17 protein-coding genes and 2 pseudogenes are annotated in these 26,023 nt (G+C 69.0%); 6 read left to right on the forward strand and 13 right to left on the reverse strand.

Features of this window, described 5'->3' with window-relative positions:
- Positions 1 to 70: 70 nt before the first annotated feature.
- Positions 71 to 2,341 carry a glycoside hydrolase family 95-like protein gene (locus AB0B91_RS20870; protein WP_358321783.1) on the reverse strand — a complete coding sequence of 757 codons (2,271 nt, stop codon included), beginning with the start codon at positions 2,339 to 2,341 and terminating at the stop codon, positions 71 to 73.
- 199 nt (positions 2,342 to 2,540) lie between these two features.
- Here AB0B91_RS20870 and AB0B91_RS20875 point away from each other — a divergent pair, with 199 nt between their 5' ends.
- From AB0B91_RS20875 to AB0B91_RS20885, 3 genes are read left to right on the forward strand one after another with little or no spacing between them, the layout of a single operon-like run.
- Entirely contained in the window at positions 2,541 to 3,800 is a 1,260-nt protein-coding gene (locus AB0B91_RS20875) for an extracellular solute-binding protein (protein WP_358321785.1), read from the forward strand.
- Complete coding sequence (locus AB0B91_RS20880) at positions 3,767 to 4,666, forward strand: sugar ABC transporter permease (RefSeq protein ID WP_308127419.1); 900 nt, start codon at positions 3,767 to 3,769, stop codon at positions 4,664 to 4,666. Before AB0B91_RS20875 ends, AB0B91_RS20880 begins: the two co-directional genes overlap by 34 nt.
- On the forward strand, positions 4,656 to 5,486 hold the full coding sequence (locus AB0B91_RS20885) for a carbohydrate ABC transporter permease (protein WP_358321788.1): 831 nt from the start codon (positions 4,656 to 4,658) through the stop codon (positions 5,484 to 5,486). Before AB0B91_RS20880 ends, AB0B91_RS20885 begins: the two co-directional genes overlap by 11 nt.
- 44 nt (positions 5,487 to 5,530) lie before the next feature.
- Here AB0B91_RS20885 and AB0B91_RS20890 read toward each other — a convergent pair whose 3' ends face one another.
- The 3 genes and pseudogenes from AB0B91_RS20890 to AB0B91_RS20900 form a co-directional block, all read right to left on the reverse strand.
- Positions 5,531 to 7,372 (reverse strand): glycoside hydrolase family 97 catalytic domain-containing protein, encoded by a 1,842-nt coding sequence (locus AB0B91_RS20890; protein WP_358321790.1) that lies wholly within the window; start codon positions 7,370 to 7,372, stop codon positions 5,531 to 5,533.
- Between the two features lie 368 nt (positions 7,373 to 7,740).
- Complete coding sequence (locus AB0B91_RS20895) at positions 7,741 to 9,438, reverse strand: DEAD/DEAH box helicase (RefSeq protein ID WP_358321793.1); 1,698 nt, start codon at positions 9,436 to 9,438, stop codon at positions 7,741 to 7,743.
- A 264-nt stretch (positions 9,439 to 9,702) separates the two neighbouring features.
- Positions 9,703 to 11,001 (reverse strand): annotated as a pseudogene (locus tag AB0B91_RS20900) (nucleotide pyrophosphatase/phosphodiesterase family protein); the annotation flags it as partial.
- 101 nt (positions 11,002 to 11,102) lie between these two features.
- Between AB0B91_RS20900 and AB0B91_RS20905 the strand changes: the two are divergent.
- The gene (locus tag AB0B91_RS20905; RefSeq protein ID WP_358322203.1) at positions 11,103 to 11,933 is read left to right on the forward strand and encodes an MBL fold metallo-hydrolase; all 831 of its coding nucleotides are present in this window, start codon (positions 11,103 to 11,105) and stop codon (positions 11,931 to 11,933) included.
- 56 nt (positions 11,934 to 11,989) lie between these two features.
- Here AB0B91_RS20905 and AB0B91_RS20910 read toward each other — a convergent pair whose 3' ends face one another.
- A complete protein-coding gene (locus AB0B91_RS20910; RefSeq protein WP_358321796.1) occupies positions 11,990 to 13,309 on the reverse strand; it encodes an MMPL family transporter in 1,320 nt (439 codons plus the stop codon).
- Positions 13,270 to 14,127 (reverse strand): MMPL family transporter, encoded by an 858-nt coding sequence (locus AB0B91_RS20915; RefSeq protein ID WP_358321799.1) that lies wholly within the window; start codon positions 14,125 to 14,127, stop codon positions 13,270 to 13,272. Before AB0B91_RS20915 ends, AB0B91_RS20910 begins: the two co-directional genes overlap by 40 nt.
- A 236-nt stretch (positions 14,128 to 14,363) precedes the next feature.
- Here AB0B91_RS20915 and sbnB point away from each other — a divergent pair.
- Positions 14,364 to 15,308: pseudogene (sbnB, locus tag AB0B91_RS20920) on the forward strand (2,3-diaminopropionate biosynthesis protein SbnB); the annotation flags it as partial.
- A 16-nt stretch (positions 15,309 to 15,324) separates the two neighbouring features.
- Here the strand turns inward: sbnB and AB0B91_RS20925 are convergent.
- The 4 genes from AB0B91_RS20925 to AB0B91_RS20940 are packed head-to-tail and all read right to left on the reverse strand — an operon-like array spanning position 15,325 to position 19,939.
- The gene (locus AB0B91_RS20925; protein WP_358322205.1) at positions 15,325 to 16,830 is read right to left on the reverse strand and encodes a glycoside hydrolase family 43 protein; all 1,506 of its coding nucleotides are present in this window, start codon (positions 16,828 to 16,830) and stop codon (positions 15,325 to 15,327) included.
- 34 nt (positions 16,831 to 16,864) lie between these two features.
- Positions 16,865 to 17,707 (reverse strand): carbohydrate ABC transporter permease, encoded by an 843-nt coding sequence (locus tag AB0B91_RS20930; protein ID WP_358321802.1) that lies wholly within the window; start codon positions 17,705 to 17,707, stop codon positions 16,865 to 16,867.
- On the reverse strand, positions 17,707 to 18,651 hold the full coding sequence (locus AB0B91_RS20935) for a sugar ABC transporter permease (RefSeq protein ID WP_358321805.1): 945 nt from the start codon (positions 18,649 to 18,651) through the stop codon (positions 17,707 to 17,709). The genes AB0B91_RS20930 and AB0B91_RS20935 overlap by 1 nt, the downstream gene beginning before the upstream one ends.
- A 7-nt stretch (positions 18,652 to 18,658) precedes the next feature.
- Positions 18,659 to 19,939, reverse strand: coding sequence for an extracellular solute-binding protein (locus tag AB0B91_RS20940; RefSeq protein WP_358321808.1), 1,281 nt, complete (start codon positions 19,937 to 19,939; stop codon positions 18,659 to 18,661).
- Between the two features lie 190 nt (positions 19,940 to 20,129).
- Between AB0B91_RS20940 and AB0B91_RS20945 the strand changes: the two genes are divergently transcribed.
- Entirely contained in the window at positions 20,130 to 21,173 is a 1,044-nt protein-coding gene (locus AB0B91_RS20945; RefSeq protein WP_358321811.1) for a LacI family DNA-binding transcriptional regulator, read from the forward strand.
- Positions 21,174 to 21,207: 34 nt separating this feature from the next.
- Here AB0B91_RS20945 and AB0B91_RS20950 read toward each other — a convergent pair whose 3' ends face one another.
- The 3 genes from AB0B91_RS20950 to AB0B91_RS20960 form a co-directional block, all read right to left on the reverse strand.
- Positions 21,208 to 22,089: an IclR family transcriptional regulator gene (locus AB0B91_RS20950; RefSeq protein WP_358321814.1), complete on the reverse strand. Its 882-nt coding sequence runs from the start codon at positions 22,087 to 22,089 to the stop codon at positions 21,208 to 21,210.
- Positions 22,090 to 22,386: 297 nt separating this feature from the next.
- Entirely contained in the window at positions 22,387 to 23,727 is a 1,341-nt protein-coding gene (locus AB0B91_RS20955) for a discoidin domain-containing protein (protein ID WP_358321817.1), read from the reverse strand.
- Positions 23,728 to 24,355: 628 nt separating this feature from the next.
- Positions 24,356 to 25,897, reverse strand: coding sequence for a carboxylesterase family protein (locus AB0B91_RS20960; protein ID WP_358321820.1), 1,542 nt, complete (start codon positions 25,895 to 25,897; stop codon positions 24,356 to 24,358).
- Positions 25,898 to 26,023: the final 126 nt, after the last annotated feature.

Here is a 26,023-nt window from a genome sequence, read left to right on the forward strand (position 1 = left end):
TGTGTCAAATCCCGGCCAGCGCGGCGTTCGCGACGTTGTTGATCTACCCTTCAGACGGGTCCGGGTGGTGTCAGGCGGGCAGGCCCCAGCGGGGCTGACTCGGCGCCGTCACCGGCCGGATCACCGCGTCGCCCCGGGCCTGGATCAGCACTTCCTCGCCGCGGCGTAGGTCGAGCTCGAGATCGCCGCCGGGCAGCGTCCGCCAGGGCACCTTCCTGCCGTTGGATCGTACGGTGAACGGGCCGTCGATGCCGGTGCGGACGCGGCACGGCGCACCCGCCAGCGAGACCAGCCGGACGAAGTCGGTGCGACCGCCGCGCCGGGCGGCCGAGAGCAGGAACGCGCCCTGCGTCAGGAAGTCGTGCACGGTCACGTCGGGCCAGGCGGCCGGTACGGCGGGCAGCACCCTGATGACGCCGTCCCAGCTCTGGCAGATCATGTCGTGCATGGTCTGGGCGGCCGACAGCGGCGTCTCGATGACGGGGCCGCTCTCCTTGTACATCGTGTTGGGCTGGACGAAGCGGCGCAGCAGTTCGTCGAGGTAGAAGCGGGCGTCGTCGCCACGCAGCATCTGCGCGGAGATCGAGGCCGCGCCAGTGAAGCTGTAGCCCTGCAGGGCGCCTTCAAAGCTGATCCAGTGCTTGAGCGACTTCTCGATCAGCTCGCGCTGGTCCTGCTGCTCCCAGGTGAGCAGGTACAGGGGGTAGATCATCAGGAGGTGGGAGTAATGCCGGTGTGACTTGGCGAACGGCGCGCCCGCTCCGATCATGAAACCGTTCTCGTCGACCGGGTAGGCGGCCAGGTTCGCCAGCACGTCCTGCCACTTCGGCAGCAGCGGGTCCCGCACGCCCAGCAGGCGCGCGGACTCGACCAGCGTCCGGCAGCCCCAGCGGATCAGCGCCAGGTCGTAGTTCGTGTCCGGCGCGTTGACCCCGTACTCGGGAGAGAACGTGGCGGGCAGGTGCAGTTTGCCGTCCGCGCCGGGGGCCAGGAAGCGCAGGTAGTAGTTGATCGCCCGGCGCAGCAGCGGGAACAGCACGTCCCGGACGATTCGAACATCCATCGTGTGCCGGTAGGACAGCCAGACGTTGTGCAGCGCCCAGGTCAGGTTGCCGACCTCGGGGACGGGAGTGTCCCGGCCGGGGATGCCCACCGGGAAACCGCTGTTGCCGATTCCGGCGCCGTTGTCGAGGGTCATGTCCGTGGTGCGCGGAATGCCCGCGGAGTCCTCGGGGAACGTCACCTGGTCGATGAGGCGCTGCCGGTACTGCGACAGGCTCCTGGTGACCGCGTCCAGCTCCAGGTGGTTCGACCCGTGGATCAGCCAGTATTCGAGCTGCACGTTGAGGTTCCACCAGGTCGCCGGCCACGGCGTCGGTTCCAGCCACGGCCCGGAGGTCGCCATGGGCGGCGCGTCCCGGCGCGCGGCGGCGGCCACCTTGTAGAGCTGGATCCAGTAGAAGCTCTGCGTCCGCTGGTCCGGCACCGACAGGAAGCTCATGCGGTAGTAGCGGTGCCACCAGTGCCGGTGGTCGACGGCCAGCGCCTCGATGGGCAGCCGCGCGGCCGAGCGCACCGATCTGACCGCCTCGTCGGCGGCCGTGTCGCCCGGGAAGGACCAGGCGACCGCGGCGTAGAGGGTACGGCGCCGGCCGCGCCGTACCTCCTGCCAGGCCGTCGCGTGCCCACCGCCGGCCACCAGCGGCTGGGTGATCAGCTCCAGGTCGCCGTGGCGGGTCACGGCCGGAGCGGGGTTGGTGGTGTAGCCGGGCGGGGGCGGCTTGTTGAAGATCGGGTTGGCGCGGGGGCTGATGGCCTCCTCGGGGTGGAAGGTCCAGCGGAAGTCCCGCTCGCCGTCGCTCGGGACGACGTCGACGGCCAGCACGGAGCGGTCGTTGTGGATCAGCGCGCTGATCGTCAGGCTGCCGGAGGCGGTGGTGATGGTGCCGGTCAGCTCGGCGTTCCACAGGTCGAGCCGCCAGTCGACGCCCGTGATCGCGCCGACGGGCTCCAGCGTGAGGTGGCCGATGGGCAGGCGGGCCAGGCCGAACAGCGCGCCGTACTCGGGACGGTGGTCCTGGACCTCGCTGTGCTGCACGTTGAAGCGCACCGCGTTGGCGTCCTGCTGGGCGTAGATGCCGGAGCCGAGGAAACCGTTGCCCAGGAACGGCCCTTCGTACCAGGTCCGCGGCATCCGCTGCCACACCAGGTCGGCGTCGGCCAGGAAGCCCTTCCAGTCGATCTCGTCGCGGAGCAGCGGGGAACCACCCAGGGCGCCGAGCGCGGGGGCGGCCAGCGCGGAGCCGAGCAGTGCGCGCCTGGACAGAACGCCTCCGGCCATGGGTGCCCCTCATCGTAGATAGATCGGATGTGTTAGGCACCCATGACGGTATTTCTGCACCGGATCGCGGTCAAGGGCCATGAAAGATCCGAGGGTCTCGAAGCTGCAACCGTTTGCCGGGGGGCGTTGACGTAATGTTACGTCCCAATTAACGTCCTGAGTTAAGTATTTTGCCCGGTTCATGGACGGACACCCCCGCATGAGTACTCTCAGCAGACGAGGATTCCTCCAAGTCGGCGCGGCCGCCGCGACTCTCGCGCTGGCCGGCTGCGCCGGAGGGGGAAGCTCGGGTGCCAGCCTCCAGTTCGCCTGGTGGGGCAGCACGGCACGCCATACCGCGACGCAGAAGGCCATCGACGCCTTCAAGAAGAAGAAACCCGGTGTCCAGATCAAGACCCAGTTCTCCGGCTGGGACGGGTACTGGGAGAAGCTGGCCACGCAGACCGCGGGCGGCAACGCCCCCGACGTGATCCAGATGGACTACTCCTACCTCGGCGAGTACGCCAGGCGCGGCAGCCTGCTGGACCTTGGCCCGTACGTCGGCAAGGGCCTGGACCTGTCCGGCTTCGAGCCCGACGTGGTGAACGCGGGGAAGATCAACGGCAAGCAGTACGCCGTGAACTTCGGCATCAACTCCATGGCCCTCATCGTCAACAAGAGCCTGGCGGCCGAACGCGGGGTGGAGATCCCCGACACCTTCACCTGGCCCGAGTACGGCGAGCTGGCCAAGAAGCTGGCGGGCAAGGGCGTCTTCGGCACCGAGGACGGCGCCCAGGACGGCGGCGCGCTGGAGAACTGGCTGCTGGAGCGGGGCAAGATGTTCTTCACCCCCGACGGCAAGCTGGCCTACGACGAGAACGACCTCAAGGAGTGGTTCACCTTCTGGGACGGCCTGCGCAAGGCCGGCGCGGCCACACCGCCGGACGTCCAGGCCACCGCGCTGGGCGACGTGCAGAACAGCCTGGTCGCCACCCGCAAGGCGGTCATGGACTTCGCCTGGTCGAACCAGCTCACCGCCTACATGTCGCTCACCAAGGACGAGATCGGCATCCATGCCTTCCCGACGGGTGACAAGCCGGGCCAGTACTACAAGCCGTCCATGCTCCTGACCGTCAGCGCCGGGAGCAAGGCCAAGGACGACGCGGTGGCGCTGGTCAACGCGCTCGTCTCGGACGTGGACGTGGCCGCCCAACTCGGCTCCGAGCGCGGCATCCCGCCCGCGGCCGCGATCCGCACCGCGCTGCGGCCCAAGGCGTCGCCGTCCGAGCAACTGGTCTACGGCTACATCGACTCGATCAAGGACAAGGTCGGCCCGCTCCCCCCACCGCAGCCGCTCGGCGCCGGTGAGCTGCACAACAAGGTGCTCATGAACATCAACCAGCAGATCGGCTTCGGCAAGCTGACGATCGATCAGGGGGTGTCCCGATTCTTCGAAGAAGCCGGACGAGTGCTCAAGTAGAGGGACGTTCGGCCTACCTGTTCCTGCTGCCGTGGTTCGCCGGTCTGCTGCTGCTGACCGGCGGGCCCATCCTGGCCTCGCTGGCGCTGTCGTTCACCGACTTCGACCTGCTCACCCCTCCGTCCTTCGTGGGGCTGGACAACTACGCCAGGATGCTCACCGACGACCCGCACTTCGTCAACGCCGTGCGGGTCACACTGATCTATGTCGTCTTCTCCGTGCCGCTGACCGGCGCGTTCGCGCTGCTGGTGGCGGTGCTGCTGAACCGGCCCATGCGGGCCACCGGGGTGTACCGCGCCGCCTACTACCTGCCGTCGCTGCTGGGCGGCAGTGTCGCGGTCGCGATCCTCTGGCGGCAGATCTTCGGGGCGGACGGCCTGATCAACGACGGGCTGCGATATTTCGGGATCGTGGGGCCGAGCTGGATCTCCACTCCCCAGTACGCGATCTACACGCTGATCGTGCTGCACGTCTGGCAGTTCGGCTCGCCCATGCTGATCTTCCTGGCCGGGTTGAAGCAGATCCCCGCCGAGCTCTACGACGCCGCGGCGGTGGACGGCGCCGGGCGGGTACGCGCGTTCTTCCGCATCACGCTGCCCATGCTCAGCCCGATCATCTTCTTCAACCTGGTCCTGCAGACGGTGAACTCCTTCAAGGCGTTCACCCCCGCGTTCATCATCAGCGGGGGCACCGGCGGACCGGCCGACTCCACGCTGTTCTACACACTGTTCATCTACCAGGAGGGTTTCGGGAACTTCCGGATGGGCTACGCCTCCGCGCTGGCCTGGGTGCTCCTCCTGGTGACCGCGGCCTTCACCGGGCTGGCCTTCCGTTCCGCGAGGTACTGGGTGCACTATGCCGACTAGCCGTCGCTGGGCCGTCCACCTGCTGGTCGTGGTGGGCGCGCTCGTCATGCTCTACCCGCTGTTCTGGCTGATCAGCTCCTCGTTCAAGCCCAACGACGAGATCTTCAGCAATCCCGGGCTGGTGCCGCAGACCGTGGTCGCGGACAACTACGCCACCGGGTGGACCGCCCTGGGCGTGCCCTTCAGCGGGTTCTTCGCGAACTCGTTCCTCATCGCCGCGGCGGCCGTGGTGGGGAACGTGATGTCGTGCTCGATGGCGGCCTATGCCTTCGCCCGGCTGAGTTTCCGGTTCAGGAAGCTCTGGTTCGCGATCATGATGATGTCGATCATGCTGCCGATCCACGTGCTGATCGTGCCGCAGTACACGCTGTTCAAGTATCTCGGGTGGGTGGACACGTTCCTGCCGCTGATCGTGCCGAAGTTCCTGGCCGTGGACGGGTTCTTCATCTTCCTGATGGTGCAGTTCATCCGGTCGCTGCCGCGCGAGCTGGACGACGCGGCCCGCATCGACGGGTGCGGGCCCGTCCTGGTGTACTGGCGGATCATCCTGCCGCTGTCGCGGCCGGCGCTGATCACCACCGCCATCTTCACGTTCATCTGGACGTGGGATGACTTCTTCAGCCAGCTCGTCTATTTGAGCGATGTGTCGACCTATACGGTGCCGCTCGCGCTCCGGGCGTTCCTCGATTCCAGCGGCGGCTCCTCCTGGGGTCCGATGCTCGCGATGGCGGTGCTGTCGCTGGTCCCGATCCTGGGCTTCTTCCTGATCTTCCAACGTCGCATCACCGAGGGCATCTCGACCACGGGCCTCAAGGGCTGAGGTGCGGCGGACCGCGTATCCAGCGGTCCGCCACACCAATGTTCTCAGCGGGCGCAGGTTGTCAGGCCGGGGCGCCAGCGGCAGGCGATGGCGGCGAAACCGCCCTCGGCGGGGACCTCAACCGCCAGCGTGCCGCCCTGCACCACGTGCGGCTCGCGCACAAGAGCGTCGGCGCCGTCCCTGGTCACCTCGACGAGCCAGCGCCCCCGCAGGAAGCCCGTCGGCACCTGGAGCGTACGGGCCGCCCCGGAGACTCCGGCGCCGATGAACCAGCGGTCGCCGCTGCGTCTGGCCATCACCGTGTGGTCGGCGGGCTTCCCGGACAGCAGCCGCGTCTCATCCCACACGTTGGGCACCTGGTCGAGGAAGCGCTCGGCCTCGGGCCGCTCCCGGTAGGCCTCCAGCGACCCGGCCAGATTCTCCAGCCCCGACTCGAACACCACCGACAGCGCCAGCTCGTGAGCGTCGGAGGTGGGCCGGCTCTCCCGCTGGAAGGCCATCGGCGTGTAGTCCATCGAGCCGATCTCGTTCCTGGTGTACGGCAGGGCCGCCAGGTGGCTGGTGTTCAGGTTCGACGACTTCTCCGCGCCGTGCACCCCTTCCATGCTCATCACGTGGGGCCACGTCCGGTTGATCCCCTTGGGCACGGTGGAGCCGTGGAAGTTGACCATGAGCTGGTTGTCGGCCAGGTCCCGCAGTGTCCCGTCGTACCACTGCAGCCGCTCCTGCGCCTCGGAGTCGATGAAGTCCAGCTTGACGCCCTTCACACCCCATTGGTGCAGCAGGCCGAAGCGCTGGACGCGCTCGTCGTGGGTGTCGAAGTCGGAGAAGCGCAGCCACGTCATGATGCCGACTCCGTGCGCCTTGCCGTACTCGACGAGCTGCGGCATCCAGGTGAAGTCGGCTGTCCGATCCGTCCAGGCCCGCTCGCCGGTGACCGGATCGTCGTACCAACCGGCGTCGACCAGCACGTACGGCCAGCGGTGCTGCGCGGCGTAGTCGACGAACTCCTTCTGACGATCCAGGCTCTGCTGCACGGGCCGGCCACCGGCCAGCCAGCTCCACAGCACCTTGCCCGGCTTGATCCACGAGGTGTCGGTGAGCCGGGAGCCGGGAGCGAGGTCGTCGACGAGGGTGGACTCGGTGACGGTCGCGAGGTCGCCCGTGACCATGACCCGCCACGGCGTGGTCAGGCCGGCGTCGTAGGGCACCCGCGCGTCCCAGAGGGCGATCTTGTAGGTGCCCTGGTCGCTGACCAGGTGGGGGCCGGTATAGGAGCCGTTCAGCGCCGATTCGGCCAGCAGGAGGTAGTTCTGGCCCACCCCGAACAGGGCGGGCATCTGGTATTCGGCCGGGGGGACGTCGGCGTACTGGATGAACGGGTTCTCGTAGTCGCGGCGATGCCCGGCCAGCCACGCGGTCGACCCGGCCGGAATCGTGAACGCCGAGGCCTCGCCGAGGACGGCGCCCGCGCCGGGCAGCTCGTAGCGGTAGGCGACGCCGTCGCGGGCGGCCCTGACGACCAGGTCGAGCTTGGCATCGCCGCGAGTGAAGCGGAAACGGGTCTCGTTCATCACGGACAGGCGATCGAGGCGCTTGCCCGCCGTGGTGGTGTACTTCTCGACGACCGCGCGGCTGGAGCGGCCGGTCAGGCTCAGGCCGGTGGTGAGGTCGGCCTGTTCGGTGGTGACGCCGAGCGGGCTGGGGGCCAGCACGGCCGCTCCGTCCCGCGCCACGGCCACGGAGGGGCGGCCCTGCGGGTCGAGGTGGACGGTGGCGACGGGGCCGCCCGCAGGGGCCTTGACGGTCCAGGTATCGGTGGGCTTGGGGGTGGCGGGGGCTGTCATCAGTCCGGCCAGCAACGCGCCGGTGAGTAGCCAGTTCAACAGGTGCCTCCCGAAGGCTGGGGGTTGCAACCGATTGTAGCCATAATTAACTTCTTCAAGAATTGAATTCGCCCGACGCCTCCGCGATCACGGTCAAGGAGCTTGACAGAGGCGGTCATGCGGTCATCAAAATCCCACCGCACGGCGCACATTTCCTCGGAGGTATCGCCTCAGGCGGTGCCGCTGTGGTCGCGGCCTCCCCCGCGTGGGCGCAGGCCGCGCCGGAGTCAACGAACGTCTACGGCGACGTCCTGCGTGACGCCGCCATGATCTGGAAGCGGCTGCCCAGCGACAGGGCAGAACGGGCCCGTTCGAGGTACGCGACGAACGCGGCAACCGCCTCCCCTAGCCGGACGGGAAATTCGGCCTCATTGTCGTGTCGGCCTGCTGCGCGTGTCACGCTCGCGGCGGACGGTCGGTCTCCGCCCCTTGATCGTGGCCTGCCGGAGGGCCGCGATCACCTCGTTGGCCGCGGCCTGCGGCACCTCCACCAGCGAGAACCGGTCGGCGATCTCGATCGCGCCGATGTCGCGGCCGCTCAGGCTCGACTCGCCGGCTATCGCGCCGACCAGGTCCTGTGGCCGGATGCCCGCGCTGCGTCCCACACTGAAGAACAGGCGGACCATCCCACCCGCCGGGGCGCGGCCGTATCGCGCGCCGTCCTGGCCGCCGTCCCGGTGGTCACGCCGCTTCTCCACGGCCCGCGGGGCCACCTCGGGAATCTCCTGCTCGTCCAGCGCGGCCCCGCTGGCCTGGTGCGCCAGCTTGACGGCGGCGAGCGCCACTTCCATGAGGTCGAACTCGTCGGTGAGCGACTCGACCACGACGTGGAAGGGCTCCAGGTCGTCCTGGAGCAGGCATTCCTCCAGCGCGGAACGGGTCAGCTCCATCCGGCGCGCCTGGAGGTCGGCGACGGTCGGCAGCCGCTCCACCGTGATCCGCTGCTTGGTCACCCGCTCGATCGCCTTGAGCATGCGGTGCTCGCGTGGCTCCACCAGGGTCAACGCCACCCCCTCGCGGCCGGCGCGGCCCACCCTGCCGATGCGGTGTACGTACGCCTCGGGCGCGGACGGGACGTTGTAGTTGACGACGTGCGTGAGCTGTTCGACGTCCAGGCCGCGCGCGGCCACGTCGGTCGCGATGAGCAGGTCGGCGGTCCCGGCCCGCAGCCGTGACATCACGCGATCGCGTTGCTCCTGCTCCATCCCGCCGTGCAGCGCCTCGGCACGGTGTCCGCGCCCGTTCATGGTCTCGGTGAGCTGGTCGACCTCGTCACGGGTACGGCAGAAAATGATCGCGGCCGTCGGCGCCTCGATGTCGAGGAGGCGGCCCAGCGCCGCCGGTTTGTGCGCCCTGGCGACCAGGTACGCGCTCTGCTCCACCAAGGGCGTCGCCTGGCGCCCCTCCGCGGCCGCATGTCCCATCTCCAGCCGGACCGGGTCGTGCAGGTGGCGGCGGGCGATCCCGTCGATGCGCGGCGGAAGCGTGGCCGAGAACAGCACGGTCTGGCGATCCTCCGGAGTCTCCGCCAGAATCGCCTCGATGTCGTCGGCGAACCCCATGTCGAGCATCTCGTCCGCCTCGTCCAGCACGACCGTGCGCAGACCCCGCAGGTCGAGCGCTCCCCGGCCGATGAGGTCGAGGGCCCGTCCCGGTGTCGCGACCACGACGTCCACGCCACGCTTGAGCGCCTGCAACTGCCGGACGATGGGCGCTCCGCCGTAGACCGGCAGAACGCGGGTCCCGAGCGTGCGGCCATACCGATGGAACGCCTCCGAGACCTGAACGGCCAGCTCACGCGTGGGCACGAGCACCACTGTCACCGGCCCGTCACCATCACCGGGGTGGGACATGCGCTGCAGCACGGGCAACGCGAACGCCGCGGTCTTCCCCGTGCCCGTCGCCGCCTGCCCGAGCAGATCACGCCCCTGCACCAACGGGGGGATCGCCTCTGCCTGGATCGGAGTGGGCTCCTCGTACCCCAGAGCGGACAGCACATCCAGGAGCTCAGATCGGAGCCCCAGATCGGCGAAGGTTGCCTCGCCGCCGGTTGCGTTCATGGTCATCGCCGACTCCTCACAAACTTCCACACCTTACTTCGACATCCCTGCTGCCGGTCAGCTCCTGGGAAGGCGTCGATGCGCCCAAATCCTCGCCCTCGCCGACGACAGGCCTGTTCGGGAGCATAAGGGGTGCAGACTCGTCCCCGTCCAGCATGGCAGCCGTCGCGATCCCCCTGCGGGCGATACCGCTGCTCTATCCTCGCAAAGAGCCGGGAAACATCTCGAGGCGGCCGTCGGAAGTGAGGCGCGCGAGGCTGAATCGCCCGGTCAGGACGGACAGCTGGTGGTACCGGACTGTCCATGCCGCCCCGGGCCGGCGAGACCGGCCAGCGAGAGCAGCAGCGCCTTGACGTCGGTGGCCGCGTAGACATCCCGGTCGAGTGGTTCCGAGCACAGCAGTATCGGCCCATCGGCGGGATCGGCGGGGAGCCGCCCGCGGCTGCCGCGGACCAGCCGCGGGTCGAGGGGAACGACGTTCATCGCATAGCGAAGGCCCAGGTGCCTGCGCGCGAGCGCCGCCGCGGCACGGGCCTTCACCAGCGGATCCGCCGGATCGAAGAACAGCTCCGCCGGGTCGTAGCCGGGTTTGCGATGGATCTCCACCTGGCGGGCGAGATCCGGGGCACGGGCGGCATCGAGCCAGTAGTAGTACGTGAACCACGCGTCAGGCTCGGCCACCGCGATGAATTCTCCTGCCCTGGGGTGGTCAAGGCCGTACGAGCTCTTTCCGGAGGAATCGAGAAGTTCTTCGACGCCGGGCAGTTCCTTCAACACGGCGTGGACGGTCTGCCGGTCCGCGGGGTCGCGGACGTACACGTGTGCGATCTGGTGGTCCGCGACCGCGAACGCCCGTGACCTCCATGGATCGAGGTATTCCATGCCGGCCTGCCGGTGAACGGACAGCAGTCCGGCCCGGCGCAGCGCCCGGTTGATGTCGACCGGGCGGGAGACGCCCGTGATGCCGTACTCGGAGAGCACGACCGTGATCATGCCGGCCCTGGCGGCATCGGCGAGCAACGGGGCGAGGATCTCGTCGACGTCCCTGGCCGCCGCCATCGCCTCCGGGCCGTCTGGGCCGAAGCGCTGAAGGTCGTAGTCGAGGTGGGGTACGTACACGAGAGTGAGATCCGGGCTTTCTCGTTCGAGCAGCAGGCGTGCGGCGTCGACGATTCACTGGCTGGAGGCCAGGCTGGCCTTGGGACCCCAGTAGGAGAAGAGCGGGAATCTGCCGAGCTCCCGGGTGAGGTCCACCCGTAAGGAAGGCGGCACCGTGTAGCAGTCGGGTGACTTGCGGCCGTCCGCGTGGTAGATGGGCCGTGGGGTGACGCAGAAGTCCGTCGCGGCACCCATGGCATACCACCAGCAGACGTTGGCGACCCGATAGCCGGGCTTGACGCGCCGCGCGTCGTCCCAGATCTTGTCACCCCCGACGAGGCCGTTGTGCTGGCGCCACAGCAACACCTCACCGAGTTCCCGGAAGTACCACCCGTTGACCACGATGCCATGCGTGCTCGGCGGCGCGCCGGTCAGGAAGGTGGACTGCACGGAGCACGTGACGGCCGGAAGCGCTTGAGATCGACGACGACGAGACCGCCGCGGGTCTCGCCGGCCTGCTGACTCACGAGTCTCCGCAACGCGCCGGCCGCCACATCGAGAACGGTGGCCGCATCCGCTATTTCGGCCATGCCTGCCTCGTGCTGCAGTCGCCGGAAGCGACCATCATCACCGATCCGTTCATCAGCGGGGACAGCACGGCGACGGGCCGGTACACCTACGACGACCTGCCCGACCACATCGACGTCTGCCTGATCACCCATGGTCATCAGGACCACATCGTGCTCGAATCGCTGCTCCAGCTGCGTGGCCGCATCGGCACGGTCGTCGTGCCGCGTTCCTCGGGTGGCAACCTCTCGGATCCATCGCTCGCCCTCTACCTGTCGGCGCTGGGCATGGATGTGACCGAGGCCGACATCTTCGAGGAGGTGCCCTTCCCGGGCGGAAGACTGGTGGCCACGCCGTTCCTCGGCGAACACGCGGACCTGGACATCCGCGCCAAGTCGACTTACTGGGTGCAGCTGGCCGGGCGGTCGATATTCATCGGAGCGGATTCGTCCGGCGTCGATCCGGCCCTTTACCGTCATGTTCGCTCGCATCTGGGCGCGACGGACATGGCCTTCCTGGGCATGGAATGCGACGGCGCTCCGCTGACCTGGCTCTACCAGGCTCTGCTGACCCGGCCGATCCCCAAGCGCATGAGCGACTCGCGGAAGCTTTCCGGTTCGAACGCCGTACAGGCGGCCGACATCGTCACCGAACTCGGTGCCCGCGAAGCGTATGTGTACGCGATGGGCGAAGAGAGCTGGCTGGGTCACGTCATGGCGACCAGCTATGACGAGAGCTCGTACCAGTTGCAGCAGATCGAGGAGTTCCTCGGCTGGTGCAAGGCCCACGACGTCGAGGCCGGGCACCTGTTGAACCAGCGCGAGTGGCGTTGGTGACCACGGGCGCCGCTGATCGACTCTGAGCGGAAGCCGGCTCGATGGCCGGCTTCCGTTCATTGACGGACCTCGACTCTCGGCTCGTGGCGGCTCTCCTCCCGCAGGCCGAATCGTCCATGGAGTCTGCGCAGCGGCGTGGGGGCCCACCAGTTCGCCTTTCCCATCAGCGTCATCACCGATGGCACCAGCAGGCACCGTACGAGAGTGGCGTCCACCAGAACCGCCGCGAACAGCCCGATGCCGATCTGCTCGATGTCCCCCATCCTCGCCGTTCCGAACGCGCCGAACACCACCAGCATCAGCAACGCGGCCGAGGTGATGATCCGCCCGGTGTCCCGCAACCCCGCCCGGATCGCGTCGCGGGTGTCGAGACCCCCACTGACATGCTCACGGATCCGGCCGAGCAGGAAGACCTCATAGTCGATCGAAAGACCGAACGCGAAGGCGAAGATGACCGTGAGTGCGAACGGGTCGAGCCCTCCTACGACGAGCGTGTCCAGCACCCCGGACAGCCATCCCTCCTGGAACACCAGCACCAGCACCCCGAACGTGGCTCCCAGGGAGACCACCGCCATGGCCACCGCCGTCAGCGGTATCGTGATCGACCCGCTGAGCAGGAAGAGCAGCACCAGCATGGCAGTGGCGGTGACGGTCACCGCCAGCGGCATCCCCTCGCGCAGCAGGGTGGTGACGTCCACGAGTTCGGCCGCCTGTCCGGCGACCCAGATCCGGTAGTCGGCCGGTCGTTCCGCGCGCACCCGATCGACCAGCCCAAGGGCGGCCGGCCCCTGCGAGTCACCCCGCACCGCCAGCACCACCGAGGACAACCCCGCTCCGTCCGGCCGAGCCGACTCGACCCGCACGACCGCCGGATCACCGCTCCACCGGGCCGCCCACGTGGAAAGGCGAGCCGGATCGGCCTGGGCGACCACGAGGACGGCGGGCCGCTCGGTTCGCCCGTAGTTGGCGGCGAGCACATTGGTCACCTGGACCGACTCCAGGTCCGGCGGGAGAATCCGGGTGCCCGACAGCGCGATCTTCGCACCGAGCATCGGCGCGCCCAAGGAGAGCAGCACGGCCACGATTCCGACCGCCACCAGCAGCGGCGACCGCTGGACCAAGCCGATCAGCTTCGCGAAGAACCCTCCCACGCGGTCCTCACCACGCAGGGCACTTCGCGAGGGATGAATCCGCCCGCCGAACAGGCTCATCAACGCGGCGGCCATCGTCAGGGCCGTCGTCATGGCGACCAGCGAGGCGGCGACGCCGCCCGCCGCCACCGCGCGCAGGCCCGTGGCGTTGAACACCATGAGCCCGCTCAGTGCCGCGGCGACGGTCAGGCGCTGAACATCACCGTCCGGCCCGCCGTGGCCCACGTCCGCTCGACCGCCGCGGCGCGTTCGGCCCGGCTGATCCCCTTCCGCCCGGCGGCCGTCGCCCGCCGGTACGGGAGCACCAGCTCCTCGCGGTATCGGCCGACCAGCAGCAGACCGTAGTCGATGCACAGTCCGAGCCCCAGCAGTGTCACCACCGTGGTGACGTTGCCGTCGAGCGGTATCAGCTGGGAGAGCGCGAGGAGCACCACGAACGCCGCGCCGACACTGATGATCGTGGTGATCAGTGGCAGCCCTGCGGCGACCAGCCCGCCGAACACCACCACCAAGGCCACGAACGTCAGGGGCAGCGCCTTGAACTCCGCGTCGCGCATGTCCTTCTGCGCCGTGCCCTTGGTCTCGTACCGGAGCCACGCGTCCCCGCCGATGCGCACCTTCGCCCCGGGCAGGCTGTCGCGGATCATCCGCAGCCGGTCGGCGACACGTACCGCGGTCTCCTCCTCCTCGGTCTGCGAGATGCCGACGGCGAGCATGACGCCGCTGCCATCGGATGCGGTGCGGGGCTGCTCGACGCCCGTGACCCCCTTCAGGGTCCGGGCGGCGGCGGCCGTCTCACGCAGCGCCTCCTGAGTCCGCGCCGCCTTCGGATCCACCCCTTCGACCAGCAGCACCACCTGCGAACCGCCTTCGCCGAGCAGCTGTCTGGCCTGCAGCGACTCCGGTACGTTCCGCTGCTGGACGGCCGACATCCCGCCGACCACCGAGCCTGCGGAGGCGAACCCGGCCACCATCAACAGCAGCGATGCGACGACCACCTTCCAGCGATGCTCGAAGCAGAACCTGCCTATCGATCTCGTCATGCCACCAACGATGCATCCGTTGATCTCGACCGTCAGTGGAGTGAAACCCCTGACTTGAGGGGGTCTAGGCCTATGCCGCCGGCAGCACGGAATCCCCGCCCTTCCCTAAGCGACGCCCAGCGCGTCTCGTCGATGATGGAAATCAGGAGCCGAACGTGAGCGAGTCACCCTCCTTCGCCGTGATCTCCGGCGCTCAGGTATGCCGAGCCATCGCGCACTAAGAGGCCGAAGTCACCGACGTGGTCCGGCTCGCCTACGAGCTGCACGGCAGGGGTGCGACGATCAATCCGGACTCGTACTTCCTCCGTTTTCCGGACCGTCCGTCGTCTCGGATCATCGCGCTGCCCGCCTCGGTCAAGGGCGATGTCGACGTGCACGGAATCAAGTGGATCTCGAGCTTCCCGGAGAACGTCGCGGCCGGCATCCCGCGGGCTTCCGCCGTACTGATCCTCAACGACACCGAGACGGGCTATCCGTTCGCGTGCCTGGAGAGTTCGGTGATCAGTGCCGCGCGCACGGCCGCGTCAGCCGCCCTGGCCGCGGCCGAACTGAGCGACCTGCGCGGTGCGCGGCCGACCCGGGTGGGCTTCGTGGGAACCGGGCTGATCGCCCGCTACATCCACACCTACCTGGCCGGCAACGGTTTCACGTTCCAGGAACTCGGCATCCATGACCTGGCGGCCGAGCACGCGGAAGGCTTCAAGCACTACCTGGAACGTAGCGAACCGGGACGGATCACGATCCACGACACCGCCGACGATCTGATCCGGTCGTACGATCTGATCGTCTTCGCGACCGTGGCCGGCGAGCCGCACGTCACCGATCCCCGTTGTCTCGCGCACAACCCCCTGGTGCTCCACGTCTCGCTACGCGACCTGTCACCGGAGATCATCCTGTCGTCGTACAACGTGCTCGACGACGTCGAACACTGCATGAAGGCCGGCACCTCGCCGCATCGGGCCGAGCAGCACGTCGGCCACCGCGATTTCGTGGCGGGCACGCTCTACGACGTCCTCGCGGGGGAACTGCGGCCACCGGCCGGTCAGCCGGTGATCTTCTCACCGTTCGGCCTCGGCGTCCTGGACCTCGCGGTCGCCAAGTACGTCTACGACCGGGTGGCCGACTCGCGGGAGCTGCGAACCGTTCCGGACTTCTTTTACGACATGAGCCGCTACGGCTGACCTCGGCCGGTCCGTGCTAGGGGATGCGGCCGACGCCGCCCTGGTAGTCGTACCAGTCGAAGCCCGCGCTGCCGTCCGTGACGTACATGCCGATGACCCGCCCCGTGAAGCCGGTCGCCACCTCGGTGGACAGGTAGCGGCCGTCGAGCTCGGCCAGCAGGACCCCGTCGGCGGAGAAGGCGATGGTGTCCGGGCCTCGGGCTCCGACGCCGACCGGCTCGGCGATGGGCGCGGTCACCGACGGCGGCAGGAGGTCGCGCGTACGGACGTCGATGGCGAGGGTGAGCGGGCCCGAAGAGACCGGATGGTCGGCCACGCACTGGCGCAGCGGGCCGATCCGAGCGAACAGGCGGGCGCGCCCTTCGTGTACCTCCAGGTCGTAGTGGTGCGCCTCGTCCATGCGGACGGACAGTCCGGCCGTGGCCGATCCCGGGTCCAGGCGGGCGGTGACGCGGCAGTCGTGGTGCTGCTGGCGGCGCCCGACGAAGGTGCATCCCGGGCGGTCCAGCGTGGAGCCGGTGGCGTGCAGGGTCAGCCAGCCGGGGCGCTCGGCCAGCGACCAGGAGTCGTCCGGGCGGCCGCGCGGCGAGACCCAGTGCGGTGCCAGAGCGCCGGAGTCGAAATCGTCCCGGGGCGGGAGCTCAGGGAGGGGGTGCCAGGCGGCCGGTGCCGGATGGCGTTCGAGGACCGGGCCGACGACGGGCCAGCCGTCCACCCAGTCCACCGGGGTGAGGAACGTCTCGCGCCCGAGGACCTGGAACTCCGGCGTGTAGCCGCGCGGGCGGGTGCCGAGCAGGATCATCCACCAGGTGCCGTCGGCCGCCTGCACCATGTCGGCGTGACCGGTGCTCTGGATCGGCCGGTCGGTGCCGCTGTGCGACAGGATCGGGTTGACCGGGCCCGCCTCGTACGGGCCGCGCGGCGAGCGGGCGCGGGCGATCGAGACGCTGTGGCCGCGCTCGGTGCCGCCCTCGGACATCAGCAGGTACCACCAGTCGCCCACGTGGAAGAGGTGCGGGCCTTCCGGATATTTCATGCCCACACCGGACCAGGCGTGATACGGCCCCTCCAGCACCTTGCCGGCCACCGGGTCGATCCGCGCCACCTCCGTACCGGAGAAGGCGCACCAGCAGGAGCCGTCCTCGTCCCAGGACAGATGGGGGTCGATGCCCGGCAGGTCGATCCAGACGGGGTCCGACCACGGTCCTTCGGGACGGTCGGCGGTGACGATGAAGTTGCCCCGGCCGCCCACGTTGGTGGTGATCAGGTAGAACCGGCCGTCGTGGTGCCGGATCGTCGGCGCGTAGATCCCGCCGGAGGCGAGCGTCTCAGGGGGCAGCTCCAGTTGCGACGGCCGGTCGAGGACGTTGCCCACCTGCCGCCAGTGCACCAGGTCCCGGCTGTGGAAGATCGGGACGCCGGGGAAGTACTCGAAGCTGGAGCAGACGAGATAGTAGTCCTCGCCGACCCGGCACACGCTCGGATCCGGGTGGAATCCGCTGATCACCGGATTGTCGTACATCGGCACGTTGAGCGGTTTCCTTTCTGCGAGAGGATCAGCCCTTGAAGGCGCCGTCCATGATCCCGGCCACCATGCGCCGGCCCACGAAGACGAACAGCACCAGCAGCGGGATGGTGGCCAGGAACGAGCCCGACATGGCGAGCCCGAGATCGATGTTCAAGCTGTTCTGCAGCGCCTTGATGGCGATCTGCGCGGTGTACATCTCCGGCGACTTCAGCACGATGAACGGCCACAGGAAGTCGTTCCAGGCGGTGACGAAGGCGAGTAGGCCGAGCACGAACGCGGCCGGCCGCACCAGCGGGAACGCAATGCGCCAGAAGATCTGCCAGGTGGTGGCGCCGTCTATGCGCGCGGCCTGGAGGATCTCGTCGCTGATCGTGGTGGACAGGTGCTGGCGCATCCAGAAGATCCCGAACGCGCTGGCCAGGCCGGGCACGATGAGCGCCTGGAGCGTGTCCACCCAGCCCAGCGAGGAGATGATCATGTACTGCGGGATGACGGAGAGCTGCGTCGGCACCGTCATGGTGAGCACGACGATCAGGAACAGCACATTGCGGCCGGGAAAGCGCAACTTGGCGAAGGCGAACCCGGCCAGCGAGCACAGCAGGGCTTGCCCGACCGCGATCGTGCCGGCCACGATGAGGCTGTTGACGATCGAGCTCACGAACGGCACCGTCGTGAACACCAGGTCGGCCAGATGGAAGAAGTTGCCGCCGGGCGCGATCGCGGGCGGCAGCCGCGCGGCGGTCGCGGTGTCGGTCGTGGCCACCACGAACATCCAGTACAGCGGGAACAGGCAGGCGAACACGGCCAGCCCCAGCAGGACGTAAGCCCACCAGCGGACGCGCTCACCCGAGCGCCGGATCGTCTTGGTCATCATCGCTCCGGACGGATGCGGGTGGACAGAAGGTAGTTGACCGTCGCGAGCCCGACCACCAGCACGAACAGCGCCACGCCGATGGCCGCGCCGTACCCGAACTGGTACTGGCCGAAGCCCTGCTCATAGAGGAACAGCGTCAGTGTCTGGCACTGCCGGACCGCTCCGCAGGTCGTGCTGCGGGAGACGAGCAGCGGCTCAGTGAAGATCTGCAGGCCGCCGATCGTCGAGGTCACGATCGTGAACACGATGACCGGCCGCAGCGACGGGATCGAGATGTGGCGGAACTGCTTCCACCCGCCCGCGCCGTCCACGGCCGCCGCCTCGTAGATCGCGCGCGGGATGGCCTGCAGGGAGGCCAGGTAGAGCAGCGTGGTGTAGCCGAACCAGCGCCAGGCCACCATGGCCGCGATCAGCACGTGGCTGCCCAGCACCGACTGCTTGAAGTCGATCGGCCCCACACCGGCGAACCCGAGCAGCCAGTTGAGCAGGCCGAAGTCGCGGTCGAACATCTGGGCGAAGACGATCGCGGTGGCCGCCACCGACGTGATGTACGGCACCATCATCGACATCCGGAAGAACACCGCCAGCCGGAGCCGGGCGTGGTTGAGCAGGTGCGCCAGGCCCAGCGCCACCACCAGTTGCGGCACGGTGGACAGCAGCCAGATGCTGATCGTGTTCCACGCCGCGTTCCAGAACCGCGCGTCGGCGAACAAGCGGGTGAAGTTGTCCACGCCGATGAAGACGTGCTCGCCGATGGGGTTCCAGTCGAACAGCGCCACGTAGAACGTGGACAGCAGCGGCACCAGCCCGAACACCGCGAAGAGCACGAAGAACGGCGCGATGTAGGCGTACGGCGCGATGCGTTCGGCAATGCTCTGCCGCACCGAGGTCGCCCCGGCGGGCACGGCCTGCGCCCGCCGGGTGCTGAGAGTCGTCGTCACGCTCGTCCTACTTGCCGATGGCGGTCTTGATGTTGGCCAGGGCCGCGTCCCACGCCTTGGCCGCGTCGCCCTTGCCCTGCTCGACGTTGGTGATCGCGTTCAGGAACTCCGAGCCGATGGGAGAGCTGTCCGGCCCGATGTAGAACGGCTTGAGCCCGAGCACCGAGTTGGTGTAGATCGTCCCGGTCGGCGCGTCGGAGAAGAACGGGTCCTTCAGGGACGTGAGCTTGGCGTCCTTGTAGACCGACGGGGTGGTGGGCAGCGCGCCGGAGTCGACGAAGTGCGTCAGCTGGCCCTGCGGGGACTGGGTCTTGGTGATGTAGTCCCAGGCGGCCTTGGGGTTCTTGGCGCCCTTGGGGATGGCCAGGTAGCTGCCGCCCCAGTTGCCCGCGCCGCCCGGGATAGTGGCGATGTCCCACTTGCCCTTGGTGCTGGGGGCGTTGCTCCGGATGGCGCCGAGCATCCAGGACGGCGCGGAGATCACCGCGAACTGGCCCTTGCCCATGCCGGCGGTCCATCCCTCGGTGAAGGAGCTCTGCTTGGCGGAGATGCCCGCCTGCACGGCCTTGATGCCGTAGTCGAATGCCGCCTTGACCTGCGGGCTGGTGCTGTAGACGACGTTGCCCGACGGGTCGTAGTACTTCTGCGGCCCCTGGTTGACCGCCTGGTAGAACACGCTGGTGCCGGCGTTGTCGATGAACGCCTTCTTGGTCGCCGCGGTGTACTTCTTGCCGGTCTCGATGAAGGCGTCCCAGGTGGGCCAGAGCTTGCTCACCTCCTCGCGATCGGTCGGCAGTCCGGCGGCCTTGAACAGGTCCGTCCGGTAGGCGACGGCCATGCCGCCCACGTCCGTCGGGATGCCGATGATCGTGCCGTCCTTGGCCACGCTCTGGCTGATCACCCAGTCCAGATAGTCGCCCTTGATCTTGTCGGCGCCCAGTTGCCGCAGGTCGTAGAAGTTCTGCGGCTGCTGGACGAACTTGGGCAGGTCATCGCCCTGGATCAGCACGAGGTCGGGCACCTTGCCGCCGGCCAGCGCCGTCGTCAGCGCCTGCGCCGTCTCCACGGAGCTGCCGACCTCGGTGAGCTTCACCTGGATGCCGGGGTTGTTCTTCTGGTAGTCCTCGACCGAGGCTTTCTGGTTGATCCCGCTGAACGACCAGAAGTCGAACGACTTGCCGCCCTCGGGCGGCGCGACGGCGGAGGTGCCGCCGCCGCCACCGCAGGCGGCCGTGGTCAGGGCGAGGGCCGCGGCGAGGGCGACCGGGGTTACGATGCGGAGCTTCACGGCGATCTCTTCTACTGGGGGCCGATGCTGAAGAGCTGGTACGGAACTAGTTGCCGAAAACTTTCGGATATTTGGCCGATCGTTAACCGGGGACTCTAGGCACCTACCTGGAAACTCGTCAACAATCTGCCGGTAAGACGTACGAAACAATCGCCCTTGTTTCCGAAACCTCTGCGTCTAGACTGCGGCCATGACCGCGACCCAGGAGCCGCCCGGCCCCGGCACCACGCACAAGCAGTCTCTGACGCTCGCCCAGCTCGCCGAGCTGGCCGGGGTCTCCACGGCGACGGTCTCCAAAGTGGTGAACGGCCGTTCCGAAGTCGCGCCGGAGACCCGGGCCCTCGTCGAGGGGCTCATCCGCGAGCACGGCTACCGGCGGCAGCGGCGGCGCGAGAGCCCGGCCGCCCTGGTGGAGCTGGTCTTCCACGCGCTGGAGGGCGACTACCCGATAGAGATCATCAAGGGTGTCGAGCAGGTGGCGCGGGAGCACGACCTGGCCGTGGTGCTGTCGGAGTTGCAGCACCGCCACGTTCCGGGCCGGAGCTGGATCGAGGGCGTGCTGGGCCGCCGTCCCACCGGCGTCATCGCGGTGTTCAGCGGGCTGACCGACGCCCAGCACGACCAGCTCGCCGCCCGTGGCATCCCCCTCGTCCTGCTGGACCCGAGCGGCGAACCCGGCCATCAGGTGCCCTCGGTGGGCGCCGGCAACTGGCACGGCGGGCTCTCGGCGACCCGTTACCTGGTGCAGCTCGGGCACCGGCGGATCGGCATCATCACCGGCCCCGAATACGCGCTGTCCAGCCGGGCCCGCCTCGACGGCTACCGCGCCGCGCTGGACATGGCCGGCGTGCCCGTCGACCCGGACCTGATCTGCCGGGGCGACTTCCTCGTCGAAGGCGGCCTGGCCCAGGCCCATCGGCTGCTGCGGCTGCCCGATCCACCCACCGCGATCTTCGCCTGCAACGACGGGCAGGCCATGGGCGTCTACCGGGCGGCGTACGAGCTGGGCCTGCGCATCCCGGACGACCTGAACGTGGTCGGCTTCGACGACCTCCCCCCGACGCGGTGGGCCATCCCGCCGCTGACCACGATCCGCCAGCCGCTCACCGAGATGGCCTCCGCCGCGACCACCATGCTGGTGCGGCTGGCGCGGGGCGAGCCGGTGGCGCAGAGCCGGATCGAGCTGGGCACCGAGCTCATCGTGCGGAGCAGCACCGCCGCTCTCGCACGCTAGCCGAAACTTTTGGTTTCCATCCCGTACGTAATCGCTACGGTCTTTCCGGGTGCCGGAGGAGTTGCAGGCTGATGCCGCGGGCGGCGGCCAGGACCGCGGGCACGACGCCGGGCGTGTGCGTGCCCTGCGGAGAGCCGGGCATGGACGCACCCGGCAGGGCGATGCGGCTGCTCTTCGCGGGCACGCCCGAGACGGCGCCGCCGTCACCGTCGGCGCGGACGACGACGGAGAGCGCGGCCACCACCTCGTTGCCGGCGTCACGCACGGGTGCGGCCACCGAGACCGCGTCGAGGGTGACCTGCCGGTCGCTGACGGCGTAGCCGGTGCGCCGTACCTCGGCCAGCACCCGGCGCAAGGCGTCCGGCGTCATGATGGTCTTCTTGGTGAAGGTCGCCAGCGGGCTGGCCAGGTAGCGCTCCTGGGCCGGCCGGGACGCGTACGCGAGCAGCACGAGGCCGACGCCGGTGGTGTGCGCGGGCCACCGTCCGCCGACCCGGCTGTGCACGCCGACGGCGTCCCGGCTGGAGATCCGCTCGATGTACACGACGTCCAGGTCGTCGAGGACGGCGAGCTGGACGTGTTGACGGGTCGCCACGAAGAGCTCTTCGAGGAAGGGCATGGCCACCTCGCGCAGCCCCAGACCGCGAGGGGCCAGTGCCGCGACCTCCCACAGGTGCAGGCCGATCTGGTAGCGGCCGTCACGGTCACGTTCGAGCGCGCCCCACGAGACCAGCTCGCCGACCAGACGGTGGGCGGTCGTCAGCGGCATCCTGGTCCGCCGGCTGATGTCGGACAGGGTCAGCCGGCGGCGCTCGCCGGAGAACGCGTCCAAGACGCTGAGGACCCGGCTGGCCACGGATCGGCCGGAGTCCGGTTGCTCGGACGGGCTTGACATCGTCGCTGTGGTCATGGTCATGGGCACTGCCTCCGACTGTCGATCGTGCTGCGAAACGCCCACGTCGTCAGATGCACCGGATCCCGGCCTCACCATTTCGTTGAATGTTGTTTGCGGCAACGTAATCCGCGGAGGCGAGCGGGTCTAGCCCCATTTCCGGGCTAATTGGTTGCCGTCGATAACAATCTAGAAACACGTCTGTCATGTGCTGGGTCAGCACGCCGGCGGCGAATAGCGGCGAACGCGCAGGTGACGCGGCATGGAAAGCCGGGCACGGCGGCCTCGGCCACCGTGCCCGGCTGTTTCCGGCCGGTGTGGTCAGAACGGGCAGGTGTCCGTCCACTGGGTCACCAGCGAGGTGTTGGTCCGGTCGGCGTCACGCTGGGTGCCGCACAGGAACGGGGTGAAGCGGGTGTCGTTGCGCAGCCAGCGGCTGAAGAACGACACGAGCCACTTGCCCTGCTTGGCCTTGTTGCCGTAGCCGGTCATCGGGCAGAGGTGGTCGCCGGGAACCTCGATGTACAGCTTCTCGGCCTGCGTCATGCTGTTGTACCAGGGCCTGGCGTAGGTGGCGCCGGGCGCGGCGACGTCGCTCGCGCAGGTCAGGAAGAAGGTCGGCTTGGTGACGCCGGCGAAGTTCGGACTCGTGTGGTACGGGGCCAGGGGCGCGCCCGCCGCGAACCGGCTGTCGTCACGCAGCGCCACCATCGTGCCGCCACCGCCCATGGAGTGGCCCGACACTCCGAGCGTGCCGTTCACCTTGCCCGAGATGGGGTTGCCGGTGGCGTTGCTCAGGTTGAGCAGCTGGGTGCCGGCCGCCCGGATCTCGGTGCCCCGCTGGTCGGGAGTGTCGGTCAGCGTGTTGGTGTCGACGTTGACGACGACGAAGCCCCACGAGGCCAGGCGCGGGCCGAGCCAGCTCAGGTTCTGTTGCGTGCCCTGGTAGCCCGGCATCAGGACGATGCCCGGGTAGGAGCCGCCGGCCGTCGGGTACGTGATGGTGCCGGCCTTGTACCCGCTGGGGCTCGGGACCGTGTACGTCGCGGTGGCCAGCGGACCGGCGGTCGCCTCCAGCGAGGCGATCGTCGGGTCGGGGATGGTGCCGTTCCCCGGCGGCGGCGTGGTGCCGCCCCCTGAGCCGTAGACCTGGAACTCCCGCAGGGAGTAGCCATAGGCGGTCCCGCGGGTGAGGCCGAGCATCCGTACGTACCGCCCGGTCCCGGTCACGGGGAGCGTCTGCACCCCACCGGTGCCGGCGACGGTCAGATAGACGGTGGTCCAGGTGAGAGCGTCGGCGGAGGTCTGGATCTGGAACACCCGGCCGTAGGCGGCCTCCCAGTTCAGCACGACCTGGCTGATGGTGGCGCTGGCGCCGAGGTCGACCCGCAGCCACTGCTGGTCGCTGAAGGCGCTCGACCACCGGGTGGCTACGTTGCCGTCCACGGCCGCCGAAGCCGGCGTGCCGGCGTTCTCGACGGACGACGCGGTCGCCGGCTTGCCCTGGGACAGCAGCTCGTCGGCGGCTCGGACGGTGACGGCGGCCCGGGCGGTGACGGCGCCGCCGGCCAGCGCGGTCGCGACGGCGACGGTCAGCGCGAGTAACGCCGCCGACCAGGCGGATCGGGCGCGGCCCCGCGCTCGATCGAGGGGGGATGTCATGGTCTTACCTCTCCGGAACGGGTTCGGCGGGCATGGCTCCGCCGACACGGGGACAGGAAGGGACGGCGCCGCAGGACACGGCTCTGAGCCGAGCCGGGCCGTGAGAGCGCTCTTGGGGTACATCCATCGATGAATGTCGAGCTGATGCGACGCGCCCCGAACCATATGCGGTGATATGCGGCCTAAAAAGGCATCCAACCGCTGAACGGAAGATAAATAGCGCTCTCCCCCATCGTCTTCCGGACGGCGGAAGAGGCCCTTGCCGGGCATTCGACCTGACCATATGTTGTCGGGCACAACATATGGCGAAGATCATTCCGCCGTCCGCATCGACCAGTCCCACCTCAGGTCACGGTCCCCCGAGCCCTGGCCACCTCCTGAGAGAGGACCTCGCAGATGCCCGGACGACTCCATGGCGCGACCGCCCTGGCAGCCGCCGCCCTCCTTGTGCTGACGGGTGTCGCCCAGCCGCCACCGGCGGCCGGGGACAGCGCTCCCGCGTCGAGCAGGCCGGCAAGGGCCACAACATCGCCCTGGCACCGACGATCAACATCGTGCGCTCGCCGGGCTCTTTCGTCCGCCTCCACCGTCGCGGAGGCGGACGAAGGGTTTCAAGGACCGATCAAGGTCAGAGCGCGTTCCACAGATCGCAGTTGTGCTCGGCGGCCATCTCGGCGACCGGGACCATCATCGACCGTCCGCCCGCGCGCAGCGACATGACGCGCGAGGCGCGGTTGTAGTCCGCCCACGAGGACGCGAACGGCGCCTGCGGCCGGCCGAGCCGGGCGAACGATCCCCAGTAGTGCACCATGTCCGCGGCCAGCCGGCGTTCGGCCGCGTCGAAAGTGGGCGCGATCGGCGTGCCGTTGTCGAAACTCGGCCACAGGTAGGCCAGTTCGGCGGCGTGCCCGGCGCCCCATTCGTAGCCGACCGGCTCGGGGCGCAGGCCCGGACCTGTCCGGTGGTCGAACCGGTAGGCGAACACGCGGGTGTAGGCCGACAGGTCCTTGATGAACGTGAGCGTCGGGCAGCCGCCCAGCCCCGCGATGAACCCGGAGTCGGTGAGGATCGCCGCCGTCAGGTACGCGGAGGTGAACTGGTCCGGCGCCGCCGGCCAGGGATACCGTCCCAGGACGGCGTCGGCCTTGTCGCCGTACAGGCTCCGGACGAAGCCCTCGTACTGCTCCTCGGTCCACCCCAGGTTGCCCTGCGCGAACGTACGGCCCTCATCGCGGGTGGAACCCACGATCAGCGGTACGCGCTGGAAGCGACCCGCACGGACGGCGTCGCCGGGGCCCTCCGGCAGCACCGGACCGCCGTGCGTGAACGAGCTGTACTGCGGCCCGTCGATCAGCCGCGCCGGGGTCAGCGCGCGCAGGCAGGCGACGGCGGTCGCGTCGTCGGCGCAGCCGAGCTGGGTGGCGATCGACGTGCCGGACTGCTCTGCCTGGCTGACGGGCTGGCTGACGCAGGAGCCGCTCTGGATGATCGCCCGCTCGAACAGCCCTTTCGATCCGGGAGCGGTCAGGTGCGCGCAGACGGAGAACCCGCCGGCCGACTCACCGTCGATGGTCACCTGGCGGGGGTCGCCGCCGAAGGCGCCGATGTTGCGCTGCACCCACCGCAGCGCCGCCTGCTGGTCGAGGAGCCCGTAGTTGCCGGATTGGCCGGACTCCCGGGTGAGCGCCGGGTGCGCGAGGTAGCCGAGCACGCCCAGGCGGTAGTTGATGCTCACCACCACGACGTTCTCGAGCCGGGCGATCAGGCTGCCGTCGTGCTGGTTGCCGGAGCCGTTGACCAGGCCGCCGCCGTGGATCCAGAAGAGCACGGGCAGCCGCTGCCCGGCCCGGGTGCCGGCGGGCCGGAACACGTTGAGGTACAGGCAGTCCTCGGTCTCCGAGCGCGGCCCGTTGCCGCTGACCGTGGCGGGACAGCGGTTGCCCCACCCGGCCGCGTCACGGACGCCCGTCCACGGGACGGCCGGGCGGGGCGCTCTCCAGCGCAGTTCGCCGACCGGCGGCTGCGCGTACGGGACGGCCAGGAACCGGTCCACGCGCTCGGCCTCGGCGCCCTTGAGCAGGCCGGTTTCGGTACGCACCACCGGGCGTGACGCGCCGGCGAGAGCGGGGGCGGCGGGGAACCCGCCGAGCAGGGCGACGACCGCGCTCACCAGCGCGAGGACGCGACGGCCTCGCCTCCGGTTGGATAACATCCTCGAATCCAGAATTTCAGGCATGTACGCGACTCCTTCGGAACATCCAGGACGGACCTGCCGATTTCGTGCGCCTGAACCATA

This window comes from Nonomuraea sp. NPDC049141 (assembly GCF_040648415.1).
Taxonomy (GTDB): Bacteria; Actinomycetota; Actinomycetes; order Streptosporangiales; family Streptosporangiaceae; genus Nonomuraea.

Excerpts from the sequence above, each read along its gene's own strand:
- AB0B91_RS20945 (WP_358321811.1), top strand. The coding sequence starts at position 20,130 with ATGACCGCGACCCAGGAGCCGCCCGGCCCCGGCACCACGCACAAGCAG.
- AB0B91_RS20955 (WP_358321817.1), bottom strand. The coding sequence starts at position 23,727 with ATGACATCCCCCCTCGATCGAGCGCGGGGCCGCGCCCGATCCGCCTGG.
- AB0B91_RS20895 (WP_358321793.1), bottom strand. The coding sequence starts at position 9,438 with ATGACCATGAACGCAACCGGCGGCGAGGCAACCTTCGCCGATCTGGGG.
- AB0B91_RS20885 (WP_358321788.1), top strand. The coding sequence starts at position 4,656 with ATGCCGACTAGCCGTCGCTGGGCCGTCCACCTGCTGGTCGTGGTGGGC.
- AB0B91_RS20950 (WP_358321814.1), bottom strand. The coding sequence starts at position 22,089 with ATGACCATGACCACAGCGACGATGTCAAGCCCGTCCGAGCAACCGGAC.
- AB0B91_RS20915 (WP_358321799.1), bottom strand. The coding sequence starts at position 14,127 with ATGACGAGATCGATAGGCAGGTTCTGCTTCGAGCATCGCTGGAAGGTG.
- AB0B91_RS20875 (WP_358321785.1), top strand. The coding sequence starts at position 2,541 with ATGAGTACTCTCAGCAGACGAGGATTCCTCCAAGTCGGCGCGGCCGCC.
- AB0B91_RS20925 (WP_358322205.1), bottom strand. The coding sequence starts at position 16,830 with ATGTACGACAATCCGGTGATCAGCGGATTCCACCCGGATCCGAGCGTG.
- AB0B91_RS20930 (WP_358321802.1), bottom strand. The coding sequence starts at position 17,707 with ATGACCAAGACGATCCGGCGCTCGGGTGAGCGCGTCCGCTGGTGGGCT.
- AB0B91_RS20870 (WP_358321783.1), bottom strand. The coding sequence starts at position 2,341 with ATGGCCGGAGGCGTTCTGTCCAGGCGCGCACTGCTCGGCTCCGCGCTG.